The sequence below is a fragment of the Shewanella seohaensis genome, from assembly GCF_023283775.1.
GTDB classification, from domain to species: domain Bacteria; phylum Pseudomonadota; class Gammaproteobacteria; order Enterobacterales; family Shewanellaceae; genus Shewanella; species Shewanella seohaensis.
This window is the reverse complement of the sequence record NZ_JAKILE010000022.1, coordinates 15,196-29,928: the sequence shown is the minus strand read 5'-3', so window position 1 is coordinate 29,928 and position 14,733 is coordinate 15,196. Positions and strand designations below refer to the sequence as shown.

Annotated in this window: 13 protein-coding genes; 5 read left to right on the top strand and 8 right to left on the bottom strand. The window is 49.2% G+C overall.

Features of this window, described 5'->3' with window-relative positions:
• The 5 genes from secF to L2713_RS19605 all read left to right on the top strand — a co-directional run bounded on the left by secF (position 1) and on the right by L2713_RS19605 (position 3,740).
• Positions 1 to 948 (top strand): protein translocase subunit SecF, encoded by a 948-nt coding sequence (gene secF, locus L2713_RS19625; protein WP_011622168.1) that lies wholly within the window; start codon positions 1 to 3, stop codon positions 946 to 948.
• Positions 949 to 1,204: 256 nt separating this feature from the next.
• Complete coding sequence (locus tag L2713_RS19620) at positions 1,205 to 1,522, top strand: putative signal transducing protein (protein WP_011622169.1); 318 nt, start codon at positions 1,205 to 1,207, stop codon at positions 1,520 to 1,522.
• 281 nt (positions 1,523 to 1,803) lie between these two features.
• Positions 1,804 to 2,163: a rhodanese-like domain-containing protein gene (locus L2713_RS19615; RefSeq protein ID WP_011716501.1), complete on the top strand. Its 360-nt coding sequence runs from the start codon at positions 1,804 to 1,806 to the stop codon at positions 2,161 to 2,163.
• A 34-nt stretch (positions 2,164 to 2,197) separates the two neighbouring features.
• Entirely contained in the window at positions 2,198 to 3,109 is a 912-nt protein-coding gene (locus L2713_RS19610) for a precorrin-2 dehydrogenase/sirohydrochlorin ferrochelatase family protein (protein WP_248969029.1), read from the top strand.
• An 85-nt stretch (positions 3,110 to 3,194) separates the two neighbouring features.
• Positions 3,195 to 3,740 carry a YaeQ family protein gene (locus tag L2713_RS19605; protein ID WP_248969028.1) on the top strand — a complete coding sequence of 182 codons (546 nt, stop codon included), beginning with the start codon at positions 3,195 to 3,197 and terminating at the stop codon, positions 3,738 to 3,740.
• A gap of 40 nt (positions 3,741 to 3,780) precedes the next feature.
• Here L2713_RS19605 and L2713_RS19600 read toward each other — a convergent pair whose 3' ends face one another.
• The 8 genes from L2713_RS19600 to L2713_RS19565 all read right to left on the bottom strand — a co-directional run bounded on the left by L2713_RS19600 (position 3,781) and on the right by L2713_RS19565 (position 14,598).
• Positions 3,781 to 6,210 (bottom strand): S8 family serine peptidase, encoded by a 2,430-nt coding sequence (locus L2713_RS19600; protein ID WP_248969027.1) that lies wholly within the window; start codon positions 6,208 to 6,210, stop codon positions 3,781 to 3,783.
• Between the two features lie 578 nt (positions 6,211 to 6,788).
• The gene (locus L2713_RS19595; RefSeq protein ID WP_086904146.1) at positions 6,789 to 7,187 is read right to left on the bottom strand and encodes a rhodanese-like domain-containing protein; all 399 of its coding nucleotides are present in this window, start codon (positions 7,185 to 7,187) and stop codon (positions 6,789 to 6,791) included.
• Between the two features lie 25 nt (positions 7,188 to 7,212).
• Entirely contained in the window at positions 7,213 to 7,425 is a 213-nt protein-coding gene (locus L2713_RS19590; protein ID WP_011622175.1) for a YgaP family membrane protein, read from the bottom strand.
• A 41-nt stretch (positions 7,426 to 7,466) separates the two neighbouring features.
• Positions 7,467 to 10,715 carry an efflux RND transporter permease subunit gene (locus L2713_RS19585; protein WP_248969026.1) on the bottom strand — a complete coding sequence of 1,083 codons (3,249 nt, stop codon included), beginning with the start codon at positions 10,713 to 10,715 and terminating at the stop codon, positions 7,467 to 7,469.
• 35 nt (positions 10,716 to 10,750) lie between these two features.
• Positions 10,751 to 11,764: an efflux RND transporter periplasmic adaptor subunit gene (locus L2713_RS19580; protein ID WP_248969025.1), complete on the bottom strand. Its 1,014-nt coding sequence runs from the start codon at positions 11,762 to 11,764 to the stop codon at positions 10,751 to 10,753.
• Positions 11,765 to 11,944: 180 nt separating this feature from the next.
• Positions 11,945 to 12,661 carry an SIMPL domain-containing protein gene (locus L2713_RS19575; RefSeq protein ID WP_248969024.1) on the bottom strand — a complete coding sequence of 239 codons (717 nt, stop codon included), beginning with the start codon at positions 12,659 to 12,661 and terminating at the stop codon, positions 11,945 to 11,947.
• Between the two features lie 154 nt (positions 12,662 to 12,815).
• Complete coding sequence (locus L2713_RS19570) at positions 12,816 to 13,202, bottom strand: VOC family protein (RefSeq protein ID WP_248969023.1); 387 nt, start codon at positions 13,200 to 13,202, stop codon at positions 12,816 to 12,818.
• Between the two features lie 100 nt (positions 13,203 to 13,302).
• Positions 13,303 to 14,598, bottom strand: coding sequence for an OmpP1/FadL family transporter (locus tag L2713_RS19565; RefSeq protein WP_248969022.1), 1,296 nt, complete (start codon positions 14,596 to 14,598; stop codon positions 13,303 to 13,305).
• Positions 14,599 to 14,733 lie beyond the last annotated feature (135 nt).

Below are 14,733 nucleotides of genomic sequence, written 5' to 3'. Positions count from 1 at the left end.
ATGTTAGAAATTTTATCTTTAAAACGTACGGTTAACTTCCTCCGTCATGCGCTGCCTATCAGTATCATGTCTGCCATTTTGGTATTTGGTTCGCTGGTGTCCTTGGCGACCAAAGGCATTAACTGGGGTTTAGACTTTACTGGCGGTACTGTGGTTGAGATGGAGTTTACTCAACCCGTTGATTTGAACGTGTTACGTACTAAGCTGTCTGCACCTGAATTAGACGGTGCAGTGGTGCAAAACTTCGGTTCGAGCCGTGACGTATTAGTGCGTCTATCGGTGAAAGAAGGCGTGAGCAGCGATGTACAGGTCAAATCTGTCATGGCTGCGGCTCAACAAGTGGATGCGGGTGTTCAACAGAAACGTGTTGAATTCGTTGGTCCCCAAGTGGGTAAAGAACTGGCCGAACAGGGCGGTTTAGCGGTATTGGTCGCGCTTATCTGTATCATGATCTACGTGTCTTTCCGTTTCGAATGGCGTTTAGCCTTCGGTTCGGTAGCAGCACTTGCCCACGACGTGATTGTGACCTTAGGTGTGTTCTCTGTGTTCCAACTGGAATTCGACCTGACCGTATTAGCCGGCGTGTTAACCGTTGTGGGTTACTCACTCAACGATACCATCGTTGTGTTTGACCGTATCCGTGAAAACTTCCTCAAGATGCGTAAGAGCGAGCCAGAAGAAGTGGTCAACGTCTCTATCACGCAAACCATGAGCCGTACCATTATCACTACGGGTACGACGCTGGTGACCGTTGTGGCGCTGTTCCTGAAGGGCGGCACTATGATCCACGGTTTTGCGACAGCACTCTTGTTGGGTATTTTCGTCGGTACTTACTCTTCTATCTACGTAGCAAGTTACCTTGCGATCAAACTGGGTATTTGCCGTGAGCATATGATGCCAGTTGAAGTCGAGAAAGAAGGCGCTGACCAGCCTTCGATGATGCCTTAATCGGGTATTGAGACTCGAGGTCGTGTATCACGACTGTTGAAAAAACAGCCACCATAAAGGTGGCTTTTTTTTCGGTCGATTTGGACCTTTCCGATAATCTGCTAGCAAACTCACAACTTTATAGTGACTAATGCTGTAAAACCTAAATGTTAATTTTATTAACAACTGCTGCAAAAAACAGCGCTCGACAGGCTCGGTTATTTCACAGTAGGATGTCGGCTGCCCATATCTAGAGAGTATTGTTGTAGGATGTCGCATGGAAGAACGTAAGACGTTAGTTGCTGGTGGAAATTTATTGCAGGCCCACACATGGAAGGGATTATTAGAAGCCTGTGGTATTCATGTGGAGTTGCGTGGCGAGGCCTTATTAGGCGGCGTGGGTGAGCTGCCCGCTGGGCTGCATAACATTGAGCTTTGGGTGCGCGAGTCGCAATTGGCAAAAGCACAGGCCCAGTTAAGTGCCTTGGACGTGGTGAGTCCCCAGTGGCAATGTGTGCAATGCCATGAGATGAACGAGGGCAACTTTGAATTATGTTGGCATTGCAGCGCCGAGCGCAGCGAAAGCCATAACTAATCGCCGCTAAACTTCTCCATACACTTGGCCTCAAACTGCTAGCACTGCCAAGCGTTGAATTCACAGCGCTGGCAATGCGGCTTGCTATCAGCATCAAGCGCCTATTAAGGTTACCCGAACAAGGCTAAGAGGCGGGGGATTCCACTTCACGCACGCTCTGGCTCATAAAGCCCGCGATTGTCACATGTCGTTAACCGCAAGGATTGCGTCTCCCCGCGTAGCGAATTACACTTCAATTCATATTAGCTAAGTCATTCAATCCCTTATCTAAGGAGGAACTGATGCATCCATCCAGTGCTTTTTCAGCCCTTGTCGAATCGATTCGTCCCCATGTTGTTGAAGTGAGTATTGAAGCCTATCAAGCCGATGACGCTTGGGTGTTGATAGATGTCCGCGAAGATAATGAATGGCTACAGGATCACCTGCCGCAGGCGAAGCACATGAGCCGCGGCATTATTGAGCGCGACATTGAACAGCGCTTTCCCGATAAACATACGCCTCTGTTGCTTTACTGCGCGGGCGGTGCACGCTCAGTGCTGGCGGCCAGCAGTTTGCAGCTAATGGGCTACCAAAAGGTCGCCTCCTTGATTGGTGGTTACAAGGGCTGGATCCAACGCCAGTTACCCGTGGTGCAAGAGTAATTTAGGCTGGTTTTACTTTTTATAGGCGAGTGGCATGCAATATTTCCCGCTGTTTATTGATACTGTGAATTTAAATGTCCTGTTAGTGGGGGCGGGGGATGTTGCCAGTCGTAAGCTGGCCTTGCTGACGCGTACCGAAGCCAATATCCATGTGATTGCCCCCGAGGTGAATCCCGAGGTAAAGGCCTATGCCGATACAGGCAGGATTTTATTGTCTGAGCGGCCCGTGGTGCAGGCCGATATTCAAAATTATGATCTTATCTATTTAGCGACCGCGAACGATAAGCTCAATGCTGAATTAGCCACCTTAGCTACCGAGCGGGGAATTTGGGTCAATGCCGTGGATAATCCCGCCTATTGCCGCTTTATTACCCCATCGATTGTCGATAGGGGGCGTCTTGTGGTGGCGATCAGCACGGCGGGTGCAGCGCCTGTGTTTGCGCGCACCATTCGAGCTCGTTTAGAGACCAGCCTGCCGCAATCCCTTAAGCCCTTGTTCGACTTTGTGGCCGACAAGCGTCTCGAAGTGCAGCAAAGACTCACCAAAACCGCGACGCGCCGATTATTCTGGGAGCGCTTTTTCGACACCAATGGCGATAGGTTTGATGCGCGCACCCCCGAGCACTATCAGAATGCCTTTAACCATATCGTTAGCCGCGGGGAAATCCTGTTATTGGACGATGCCACGCCCGTCGAGTTATTGCCGCTGGCGGCCATGCCGTTATTACAGCGCCTCGATTGGATTTACAGCGAAGCAGGCTTAGCCGAGGACTTGGCCGAGCTGGTGCGCCGCGATGCTAATCGTGCAGCGCTTCCCGCACTGAGTGATATCAGCCGTGAATATGAGCAAGGCTCGCGCATGTTGTTGGTTGCCGATACCCAGAAGATTGCGCAACTTAAGGCACATTTTCCGGTGGCGAAACATTTACGTCCTGGCGCGATTTAGCCTTATTTATCGCAGTTTGTTTGAGCTGACGGCGAGTCTTAGGTAGACTCGCCGTTATTTTTTATCGTTAAGTTTAGGATGTACTATGGCTCTCAAAGCGACCGTGTTTAAGGTCAATCTTCAGATCGCCGATATGGATCGAGGTTATTATCAAGATCATCAGCTGACGTTAGCGCAGCATCCCTCCGAGACCGATGGCCGCATGATGGTGCGTTTGTTGGCCTTTATCCTGAACGCTTCCGAGACCTTAAGTTTTACTAAGGGATTGTGCGTCGACGATGAGCCTGAGCTGTGGGACAAGAGTCTCTCCGGTGAAGTGGACCTGTGGATTGAGTTTGGCCAAGCCGATGAGAAGTGGCTGCGTAAGGCGAGCGGTCGCGCGAAAGCGGTGCAGCTGTTTACTTACGGCGGACGTAGTGTCCCTATTTGGTGGAAGCAGAATCAAGCGGCCTTAGAGCGTTATAAAAACCTTAAAGTGTGGAATATTGCTGAAGAGTCGGTGACGGCGATGGAGACCTTAGTGAGCCGTACTATGTCGCTGCAGGCGTCTATCAGTGAAGGACAAGTCTGGTTATCGAATAATGAACACAGCGTGCTTATCGAGCCCGAGATGCTTAAAGATGACCAATAAAAAAGAGCCTGCAATTGCAGGCTCTTTGTTTAGACGAAGATTATTGGAATTTGAGTTCCCAGCTATCGATATAGCCTACGTCGCCACGGCCGCTATCAACCGCTTTGAGTTTCCACACACCGCTTGACTCAACGCCAGTCATATCAACTGTGTAGCTCTTGTTGATATTGTCTGCGCCTGCGCCAGTGTTGTTATGCAGTGTTGCTGTTTGGCCTGTAGGGCTGATGAGCTGCACTTTTAAGTCACCAATGTAAGGGTGAACAATATTCACCACGGCTGTCACAGTGCCTGAGTTACCCGTGCGAGTCACTGTGATTGGGCTCGTGATACCAGTGGTTTTGTTATCAGGAATATTGTAGTTATCGGTGTTGGTGTAGCTTGCTGGCGTGGTAGGAGTACCACCGCCGCTTTGGGCTGTGTAACTTGCGGTTAACGATACACCGCTAAAGGCTGAATAGCCTTTTACCATCGCGTAGTAAGTACCAGATTGAACGTTGCTGATTGGGCAAGATTCACTGTTACCACCTTTGTATGGACGGCAATCGTAGTTTGAGGTCGTTGGTGCTGCACCGTACTGTACGTACAGATCCGCATCACCCGTGCCACCGTTCATCACAAAACCTAAGTTAGTTGCACCCTGTGGCACTTCAAAAGAGAAATGCAGTTCTTCACTGGCGGCGCCACTTAGACCGGTTTTTGGCACACCGTTCACTAACACGCTGTCAGTTGGTGTAGGGTCAACCGGATCCGTAGGACCATTACAGGAAGCATCTAAGAAGGTTTTCGCTGCAACGGCATTGACCAGGCCATAGCCATAGTAATCATCACGGCCTGCAGTGCCTAAGTCTTCTGCGGTTTGTTTGAGCGCGTTACGCACCTGAGCGGCGCTACATTCTGGATGGTAGCTCCACACTAAGGTCGCCACACCAGAAACGTGTGGGGTCGCCATCGATGTACCGTTGTAATACTCGTAGTCTTTATTGCCTTGGTTGCTTACGGTAACGGTTGCGCCTAATTGGTTGCGTAGAGCTAAACCAGTTGCACGGTCAACAGACACTGACACCATGTTGATTTCGCTGTTAGCATCGACCAAGAAGGGGTTTTGTAGCCCAGGTAAGGCGCTGTTACTGTACACGATAACTGCGCTCGCGCCGGCATTCTTACAGGCTTTTACCGCGTTGATTTCTGGGTACGAAGTGCCTTGGTTACCCACACGCTCAACTAAACACACCTTGTTGGTCATATTGCCGCAGTTGAAGGTCGAGCCGCTAACCGTACATTCGGCTAAGGTTGCGGTTGCCGTGCCATTGTATGGATTGGGCGCGTAGTTGGTGCCCGATGGCGTAAAGCGATTGTGCGGCACAACGCCTGAGTTGAAGTAAGACTGACCACCGATAGTAATATCGGCTAAGCGACCTTCACCGCGAGTCACGGTAGAGAGAATTGCTTCACCAGGGCCTGAGATCTCGACTTGGTTGGTGTACTGAGAGAAAGCAGAGTGGTCTTTATGATTATCGACCGATGCCACAGACATCACCGCATCGTACGAAGCGGGGTAGCTGTGGGTATTGTTGCCATCGTTACCGGCCGCGGCAATCAACAGCACGCCGTTATTGTAGTGAGCCGCTAACGCGTTACGCTCAGTGGTGCTGGAACCCGCGCCACCTAAGCTCATGGTGACCACGTTTGCGCCATTCGCCACACAGGTATCTACGGCTGATACGAGGGATGAGGAGTAACCCCAACCAGACTCGTTAAAGACTTTAATCACATGGATGTTGGCATTTTGATTTGGCATCACGCCAATCACGCCGTCGTTGTTAGCGATCGCCGCGATAGTACCAGCCACGTGGGTACCATGGGCGTTGTTATTGCCGGGCTCGTACCAGTTACCTGTGCCAGAGTTGTTGGTACCCGTGACATTGTTACCGCTTAAGTCGCTGTGACCACGGTCATAACCTGAATCGATAATACAGATGGTGCGGTTGCCTGCTTGGCTGTCGCTCAATTGGGTTGCACCCACAAAGGTTTGTCCCCAAGGCGTTGTTTCGCTTAGCAGGTGGCGTGGCATGTCCTCTTCCACATATTCCACATCGGCGCGGGCTCTTAATGCCTTAATGCCATTGTTGTCCAGCTTAACTGAGTAGCTGTTACTGCGGCCGATACGCTTCATTTCTTTGGCTTGCGCCTTGTTCAGCACACTGTGCTGGGCGCTAATTTCAGCTACTTGAGGCTGATAGTTCATGGTGGTGGCGAGCTGATCGCTGCTTTGCAGGCTGCTTTCAGACATCAGGGCTGGCGCATCGGCATTTTTAAATTTAACGATATAGCGCTTTGGCAGAGGAGAGGTCTGTGCTTGCATCGCTGCGGCGAAACCCGGTGCATCGGGGGCAGCATTAACACCTGCTGAGATCGCAATAGCTAAGCTAGATAAACTCAGGGCTATCTTAGTGGTTCGATTGATTGTCATGTTTTTCTTCCATGTTCAATTTAGTGTTAATCATTATTATTTTGTGATTTTAAAGAATAACTACGACTCAGATGCTACTCGGTTAGTGAATTTATCTTTGGTGTAAGTGTTTGTAAATTAAATGTTAATGGTATGGCGGTTGGTAAAGTATCTTGAAGTAATAAGCGGATTTATTGAATAAAAAATCACATGTTACAAGTTGTAACGAATATTTAGCACGATTTTTGTTTATTTATGTGGAAAAGGTGAATAAGCAAAAGCGAATTTTATCGGCCTTAACAGCGGGTGATGGATTATTGTTAATGTCTAATTTGTTGAAATTAATATTTATAATTTTTTGGAATTAAAAGTAACAAAATTCAGAGTGTTTTTCTTTGCTTGATGTTGAGTTTATTTCAAGTGATTGATTATGCGATTTTATTGCATTTATGCGTCGATGCTTTGGCATTTGCCAATTTATTGGCTTTTGTGCATCGTCAGGGCAGGATAATCGACTGGTCGTTCTTGGTGAGCTGAATGAACATCGGCCGAAATATAAAAAGCGCCATCAGGCGCTTTTTATCGATCTCAACAGCGAGTTATTCTGTTTTAGGCTGAGCGTCGGCTAAGGTCTGATAACCGCCACCGTTATAGGTTTGAGTGTAACCCGCCGCGACTAGGGCTTCGGTTGCGATACTGCTGCGTCGACCGCTACGACAATACAACACCACGGGCGCATCTTTGGCGATACCGCGCTTAGCAAACTCGGCGGCGACTTGCTCAAAGGGAATATTAACCGCATTGGCTAAATGGCCCGCGGCAAATTCCTCTGGGGTGCGCACATCGAGCACCATAGCGCCAGCAGCGATTTTCTGCCACGCAACTTGGGGCTCTTGATCGGCGGCACTTGCCGCGTTCGGGACTAAGGCGAGTGATGACAGACTCAAGAGAGCCACCCCCAGTAAGGTTTTACTGCGACACAGTAACTTGTTGAACACTGACTTTCTCCTTTGCAAATGTGCATTAACCTTGTTTCGCGATTTCGGCTTCGGATTTGACGCCCAATTTGCGTAATACCATGGCCGCAGGGCAAAAACCCGTGAAAGCGCTTTGGAATAGGTTAGCGCCAACGAAGGCCGTTAACCACATAAAGTTATGGTGCACAAAAGCGGTTAACACCAAAGACAGTAACACCATAAATCCGGCAAAGGCCATAATGCTGCGTTCGAGTGACATAGGTTGCTCCTAGAGGCAGCGCTATGGCTGCCTATTGTGGGTTAATCGGCTGTTTGAGTTAAGTTTATGCGATTTTTCATCGCCGCGTAGTAAAGCACTGGGATGACGATTAAGGTCAGTAAGGTCGAGATAAAAATCCCGAAAATTAAACTGATCGCAAGCCCGTTGAAGATTGGGTCGTCCAGGATAAACAAGGCGCCAATCATGGCCGCCAAAGCGGTCAGCATAATCGGTTTGGCCCGCACGGCGCCCGAGTGGATGACAGCGCGCTCAAAGGGAACCCCTGAGGCGGTTTCCTGATTGATAAAATCCACTAATAATATCGAGTTACGGACAATAATCCCCGCTAAGGCAATCATGCCAATCATTGACGTCGCGGTAAATTGCGCACCGAGCAGCGCATGCCCCGGCATCACCCCAATCACTGTCAGTGGGATTGGCGCCATAATGATGAGCGGCACCAGATAGGATCTAAATTGGGCGACGACCAATAAGTAAATCGCAATCATCCCCACGGCATAGGCGATTCCCATATCCCTGAAGGTTTCATAGGTGATCTTCCATTCCCCGTCCCAGAGCACGGCGACCGAGTCTAGCCCGGTTGGTTGGTGGATATAATGCTGATCGAAACCTAAGCCACCATCGCCGTCGATTTTGCCCGCCATGTCGAACATGCCATAGAGCGGACTGTCGAGCGGACCGGCCATATCGGCAACTACCATCACCATAGGGATCATATTCTTATGGATGATAGGAGCATCGATTTTACCGCGCTTAATCGTCACCAGCTCAGACACGGGCACTGATTGCCCCGTTTGGCTCTGTAGCTTCATATTCAGCACTTGCTCTAAATCGATTTTTGCCCCTTCCTGTAGTTGCAGGCGGATAGGCACAGGTTGCTTTTGCTGCGCGATATGCAAGTAGCTTACATCCTTACCGCCAACCGAAGTTGCAATTAAATCAACGATATTGCTATAAGGCACCGCCATTAGGCTGGCCTTAGAGCGGTCGATCATCACTTGCCATTTTTGCTGTGCTGCGGGCAAGAAAATATCAATATCGACCACATCTTTGGTCTCACGGAACAGCGACTGCAGCTCGTAGGCCGCTTGTTCGCGAATCGCAGGACTTGGACCATAGACTTCGGCCACAATTGGTGACCAGACTGGCGGGCCTGGTGGTACTTCAACGACTTTCACATTGGCCTGATACTTGGCGCCGATATGCTGCAATTCTTCACGGACCGACAGCGCAATACTGTGACTGTCACGCTTGCGATGCTTTTTATCGACTAGATTGACCTGAATATCGCCAAGCTCTTGGCTGTGACGTAGAAAATAGTGGCGTACTAAGCCGTTAAAGTTCATCGGTGCATTGGTGCCGGCATACAGCTGCAAATGCTCCACCTCGGGCACAGTGGCAAGGTAGCGACTTAAATCCTGAAGTACGCGCTGGGTTTGTTCCACTGGCGTGCCTTCAGGCATATCCACCATGACTTGGAACTCGGATTTATTATCGAAGGGCAGCATTTTTAACACCACGAGCTGACCGACAGGGAGCGCGACGGCGATGCCGATTAACACAAATACGCCGGCTGCCAGTCCCACTCTTGCCTTACGGGCATTTTTACCAAGCAGGAAAGGACCAATTAAGTGAGTAAAGAGGCGCACCATTTTGCTCTCGTTTATCTGAGCAGAGGCATCGCTGCTGTGTGCGGTGTCAGTGGCTGAACCACTATGGTGTTTGAGCAGTTTACGACTCAGCCATGGGGTTACCATAAAGGCGACCACAAGCGAAATCAGCATGCCCATACTGGCGTTGATGGGGATCGGACTCATATAAGGGCCCATTAATCCCGACACAAATGCCATCGGCAGCAGTGCTGCGATAACGGTAAAGGTGGCAAGAATCGTTGGGCCGCCCACTTCATCGACCGCAACGGGGATGAGTTCACTAAAGGATTTATTACCGAGCGCCATGTGCCGATGGATATTCTCCACCACCACAATGGCATCGTCGACCAAGATCCCGATGGAGAAAATCAGTGCGAAGAGTGACACTCGGTTAAGAGTAAATCCCCACGCCCAAGAGGCGAACAGGGTGATCGCCAAGGTGATAATAATGGCGACACCTACCACCAGTGATTCGCGGGCGCCCATGGTTAAAAACACCAATACGACAACGGCGCTGGTGGCAAAAATCAGCTTAAGAATAAGGGTGTTAGATTTATCCGCCGCCGTCTCACCATAGTTGCGCGAAACAGTCACTTCGACATTGCTGGGGATCAACACATTCTTGACCTTAGCAATGCGCGCGAGGGTGGCATCGGCAATATCGACGGCGTTTTGCCCCGGCTGCTTACCAATGGCAATAGTCACCGCGGGGTAAATATCCGTCTTGTCGCTATGCCAAACGCTTTGGGTGGGAATATCACTCTTTAAACTGATATCGGCAATATCGGCTAAATAAACGGGGATAGGTTTACCCTGTTTATCCTGCGAAATACTCACTACCAGCTGTTTTACATCGTCTATAGTTTGCAAAAACTGGCCAGCCTGAACCTTAATCTCTTGATTCCCTTGCACTAAAGATGCAGGCATCGAGATGTGATTATTGTCATTCAGGCTTTGTCTCAACTTGTCGTAGGTGAGATTAAAGCTGTTCATCTTAGCGGGATCGATGCGAACATTGGCCACCATCTCATGTTGGCCAACGGTGTAAATCTCCCGCGTACCCGGGATCCGCTTGATTTCGGTTTCTAGCCCTAATGCCACATGGGTCAACTGTTCGGCCGAGACCTGTTTGTCCTTGGACCAGAGTGTTAGGCTGACAATCGGCACATCATCGATACCGCGTGGTTTAATCAATGGCTCGCCAACACCCGCGCCCTGCGGCAGTTTATCCATATTGGAATAAATCTGGTTGTAGAGGCTGACAATGGCATCGTTGCGGGTTACGCCGACCTTAAAGATCACAATGATCATCGCGCCATCGGGCTGGGAGAAAGAATAGAGTGTGTCTATCCCTTTGAGCTCAGAAATCACTTGTTCGGCGGGCAGGGTGACTAAGTTTTCCACTTCGGTCGGGGTCGCGCCGGGGAAAGGAATAAAGACGTCGGCAAAGGTGACGTCAATCTGCGGTTCTTCTTCCTTTGGGGTCACTAAGATGGCAAATAAGCCGAGCAGCAAGCCCAGCAGTGCCAGCAGTGGCGTAATGGCACTGTTTTGAAATGCGGCCGCAATACGACCCGAAATGCCAAGTGACGTCGAAGATTCAGTAGCGTGTTTCATTCAACAACCTCATCAAGTTGATATCGCTAGGGAATTTATTGCTTTTGTTCAAGCAACACTTGGTAAGCATCCACGGCGACAATATCACCAGTTCGCAGCCCCGCGAGGACTTCGACTTCACCATCGACAGGCTCAGAGACGCGCACCTGGGTGAGAACGAATTGCTCGCCTTTTTTCAGGTAGACACTGCTGAGTTCATTCATGGTGATAAGGGTCGAGGTCGGCAGTTGGATTTTTTCCCGCTCGCCATTTTTAAACAGCGCCTTAGCCCAGGTTCCGGGTTGAAGGTTGGGTTCATCCTTTGGCAGGTTAATCCGCACTTGATAACTGTGACTCACAGGATCGGCAAAGCTAAAGATAGTGAGGTCCTTGGAGGTGAGTTCACGGCCGTCACTTAAGCGCACCATAAACTCAGGCGCGTTTTTCAGTTGCTGAATATAGCGCTGTGGCACTTGGGTGATAGCGCGCATTTGGCTCGGTGAAAACCCAGATAGCAGTGGCTGACCGACACTCACGGTTTCGCCTAATTCGACTAAACGCTCGGTGACAATCCCGCTAAATGGCGCCGATACCACAGTGTATTTGAGGGATTCGCTGGCTTTAATGACCCTAGCTTTGGCGGCACTCACGGCTTGCTCGGCGGCCTTGGCATTGGCGGTCGCTTCATCCATGGCGCCTTTTGAAATCGCACCTTGGGGAAAGAGTTCTTTATAGCGTTTGTATTGGGCCTGCGCCTCCACATTTAGGGCTGTGGTTTTGGCGAGATCGGCCTCATAGCTTGCCAGTTCCGCGCCTTGCTCTTTACTGGTGATCTCGAGTAACGCCGCGCCTTCTGGCACAACATCATTAACATCGTAGTTGAGCTTAACGATACGCCCCGAGGTTTGCGCCGAGACGGTAGCCGCTTTGACGGCCTCGATACTGGCGTCTAGGGTCACCCAATTCGCGTAAGGTTTGCTCATTACCTCGAGGGTCGCCAAGGGCGCAGCCTGGGTGGCAAAGGGGGAAAAAACGAATAATGTGAATAGAGTACGTGAGATTGCAGCCATACCAAATCATCCCAAAAATAATTCATGAGTAAATTCTAATGGAGTTGTTTTGATTAGGCAATCAATATTTATTAGAAAAATTTAATGTAATCGATTTCACTAATATAGGGAAACGGCGAATGAATCTTCCCTTACATCAATCGCCATGTCATCACTCTGGTCCTTGTCCAGCTTTAAATATCAGTCGTTTAAATAGTAGGTCAGCGTAGACACAATGCGAATTTGTTTTATGTAAGGCGTGCTGCTGTCACGGTCGGAAATCGTAAACTGGCCTTGGCTGGCACTCTTAATCTTACCCAGACGCGATTGTGAGTCCTTGGCAAACTTTTCGGCCACTTCCCGGGCATTTTGCGTTGCTTCCTGCACCATGGGCGGTTTCACATCATTGAGTGCCGTAAATAAAAACTCGGTACGGTTTTCATAATCTTGGCTACCGATGGCTATGCCTTCTTTAACTAGATTTATCATTTGCTTACGCGTGCTGAGCATTAAATCAATTTGTGGGGTGTAGACAGAAAGATTCACCTTTGCCGAGTAACGATAGCGCACATTCGGGTCAACGTAGCCTTGAGCCTGTCTGTCTTCTATTGTCGGCAGCGAGACTGTAATTTCGCTATCGCTAAAACCCTGTTCCTTGAGGTAGGCTACCACTCTGTCGGTTTTTTGCTGCACTGTGTCGTAGAGCTTAGGCAGGTTATTGTCGACTTCGGTGAAGTTAATCGGCCAGATGGCGATATTGGCTTTCACTTCCTTTTCGGCCAGCCCTTTAACAGTGACTGTGCGCTCTAGGGCTTTCATCTCTAACAGCGCCGAACTGGCGCTTTGTCCTACATAGACCATGCCTGCACATAAGAAACCGCCAAGCAAGAGGGCGGGAAGAAGATAATTGCGTTGCATAACATACTCACTCGATGGGATTGTTGAAGCTACCTTACTGCAATTATGTGACTTTGGGGATAGACAAATAAGAAAGCATTGAGCTTTATTGAAAATGCTCAGCTGCTATTCAGGATTGATACGCGGTTGTAAAAGCGGCTTATGAGTTAACCACTTAGTTAACGGGAGGGATAGGGCTTGGCTGCCATAATTCGACTTTATTGCCATCGGGGTCGATAAACCAACCGAAACGGCCAAATTCCGAGTCTTCAATCTCCCCAATTTGTTCGCCGCCGCCCTGAGTGACTTGCTGTAGGGCCTGCTCCAGATCGTCAACGATAAAATTAAACATAAAGCTTTTGTCGGTCGGGGCAAAATAGCTAGTGTTATGGTCGAAAGGGGTCCACACATGGTAACCGGGGGTCGGTTTATCGTTGTGATAAAAGGCGGCACCGCCCCAGTTTTCAATTGGTATTTGCAGATGGTTTTGATACCAAGCGGCTAACGCGACGGGATCAGTACTTTTAAAGAAAATACCACCAAGTCCAATGACTTTTGCCATAAGGGTGACAGTGTAAGTGGGGGATGGATTAACTTTAGGCAATAAATACGTAAGATACAAAAAAGCCGCAAAAATGCGGCTTTTTTGAGTTCGAAACAGCTTAGAACTGGTAGCTGTACTGTACTGAATAGTACATACCGCTTGATTCAGTTACCGCGTTCACAGGGCCTGTGATTGCGCTGTTTTCAATCAGGTGAACTTCTTCACCTTTAATGTAAGCGATACCGAAGTCAACGGTGTTTTGTGGGTTGATGTGGTAGCTCATACCCGCTGTGTACCAGTTACGGTCAGAGTCTGGGAATGAAATCGAGCTGATTTCGTCCACAACGCCTTGGTCATGCATGTAACCTGCACGAACGGTGAATTGTTCGTTGATGGTGTAAGTACCACCCACGCTGAATAACCATGAATCTTTCCATTGGTATTCTTTCAGGGCTACATCACCTACAGGTTGAGTCACACCCACAGCGGCAATCGTTGCTGTACCGTCTTTCGCGGTGATTTGATCAAAATTGCCCCACTGAGTGTGCTGGGCTGTGTAGTGCAGGGCAAATTTAGGGGTGATTTGATGGAAACCGGCAACTTGGAAAATATCCGCTAACGGTACATCTAAGCTATCAAAACTGGTCGTAACTGGTACTGCACCTACACCAGGAATGGTTGTCATCGAGACAGTATTGATATCGCCTTCAACATTTACGGTTGGGCTGAAACGGTAGCTGATACCGAAACGGTTGTCTTTATCTAACTCAATAGTAGCACCTACGATACCACCGAAAGCCCAACCATCAGCGTCTACGTCAACCAGAGGTGTAGTGCCCATATTACGGGTTAAGCGGCCTTCGCCATAGACGGCATCCAGACCCGCGCCGATACTGAACATATCGTTGATGCGATATGACACGCTGGCGTTGAAGTTAACGGTAGTGACTTCAGTTTCACCAAGTAGGTCATAAGGTGCAGCTGAGCCTGCTGGCAAATTCTTCGAAAGTGAGCTGGCATCGGTACCGGTACCGAAGTTAGAGAATGCGGCAAAACCCACGGCGAATTTATCGTCGATTGGGTGAATGTAGAAAATATTCGGGATAACTTTAGAGCTACCCGCATCGTCGATACTGCCTAAATCATAAGCGCCACCGGCAAAGTTAACGTCTTTAACGTCAACAGTAATATCGGCATAGGTTAAGCCGAAAGAGATTGCGTCTTTATCAAAGAGCGCCATCGCTGCAGGGTTACGAGATAACACTGAAGCGTTATCAGCGATGACGGCGTCACCGGCAAATGCACGGCCCATACCTGTGGCTGATTGGCTGTTTAATTGGAAACCCGATGCGAAAGTTTGTGAACTCGCCAGTGCAACGGCAACGGCAAGCAGTGTCTTGTTGAATGATTTCATTATTATTCTCTCATTATTTTGGTATTGGATTTTGTTCGGTCCTAGTTGCCAGAACAAGGCGCAAATCCTTTTATAATCTCCGGCATGGTAGGGACTGTGCGTAACCTCAACAAGTCCGACCAGATTTGAAATTTG

Excerpts from the sequence above, each read along its gene's own strand:
- secF (WP_011622168.1), top strand. The coding sequence starts at position 1 with ATGTTAGAAATTTTATCTTTAAAACGTACGGTTAACTTCCTCCGTCAT.
- L2713_RS19620 (WP_011622169.1), top strand. The coding sequence starts at position 1,205 with ATGGAAGAACGTAAGACGTTAGTTGCTGGTGGAAATTTATTGCAGGCC.
- L2713_RS19615 (WP_011716501.1), top strand. The coding sequence starts at position 1,804 with ATGCATCCATCCAGTGCTTTTTCAGCCCTTGTCGAATCGATTCGTCCC.
- L2713_RS19610 (WP_248969029.1), top strand. The coding sequence starts at position 2,198 with ATGCAATATTTCCCGCTGTTTATTGATACTGTGAATTTAAATGTCCTG.
- L2713_RS19605 (WP_248969028.1), top strand. The coding sequence starts at position 3,195 with ATGGCTCTCAAAGCGACCGTGTTTAAGGTCAATCTTCAGATCGCCGAT.
- L2713_RS19600 (WP_248969027.1), bottom strand. The coding sequence starts at position 6,210 with ATGACAATCAATCGAACCACTAAGATAGCCCTGAGTTTATCTAGCTTA.
- L2713_RS19590 (WP_011622175.1), bottom strand. The coding sequence starts at position 7,425 with ATGTCACTCGAACGCAGCATTATGGCCTTTGCCGGATTTATGGTGTTA.
- L2713_RS19585 (WP_248969026.1), bottom strand. The coding sequence starts at position 10,715 with ATGAAACACGCTACTGAATCTTCGACGTCACTTGGCATTTCGGGTCGT.
- L2713_RS19580 (WP_248969025.1), bottom strand. The coding sequence starts at position 11,764 with ATGGCTGCAATCTCACGTACTCTATTCACATTATTCGTTTTTTCCCCC.
- L2713_RS19575 (WP_248969024.1), bottom strand. The coding sequence starts at position 12,661 with ATGCAACGCAATTATCTTCTTCCCGCCCTCTTGCTTGGCGGTTTCTTA.
- L2713_RS19570 (WP_248969023.1), bottom strand. The coding sequence starts at position 13,202 with ATGGCAAAAGTCATTGGACTTGGTGGTATTTTCTTTAAAAGTACTGAT.
- L2713_RS19565 (WP_248969022.1), bottom strand. The coding sequence starts at position 14,598 with ATGAAATCATTCAACAAGACACTGCTTGCCGTTGCCGTTGCACTGGCG.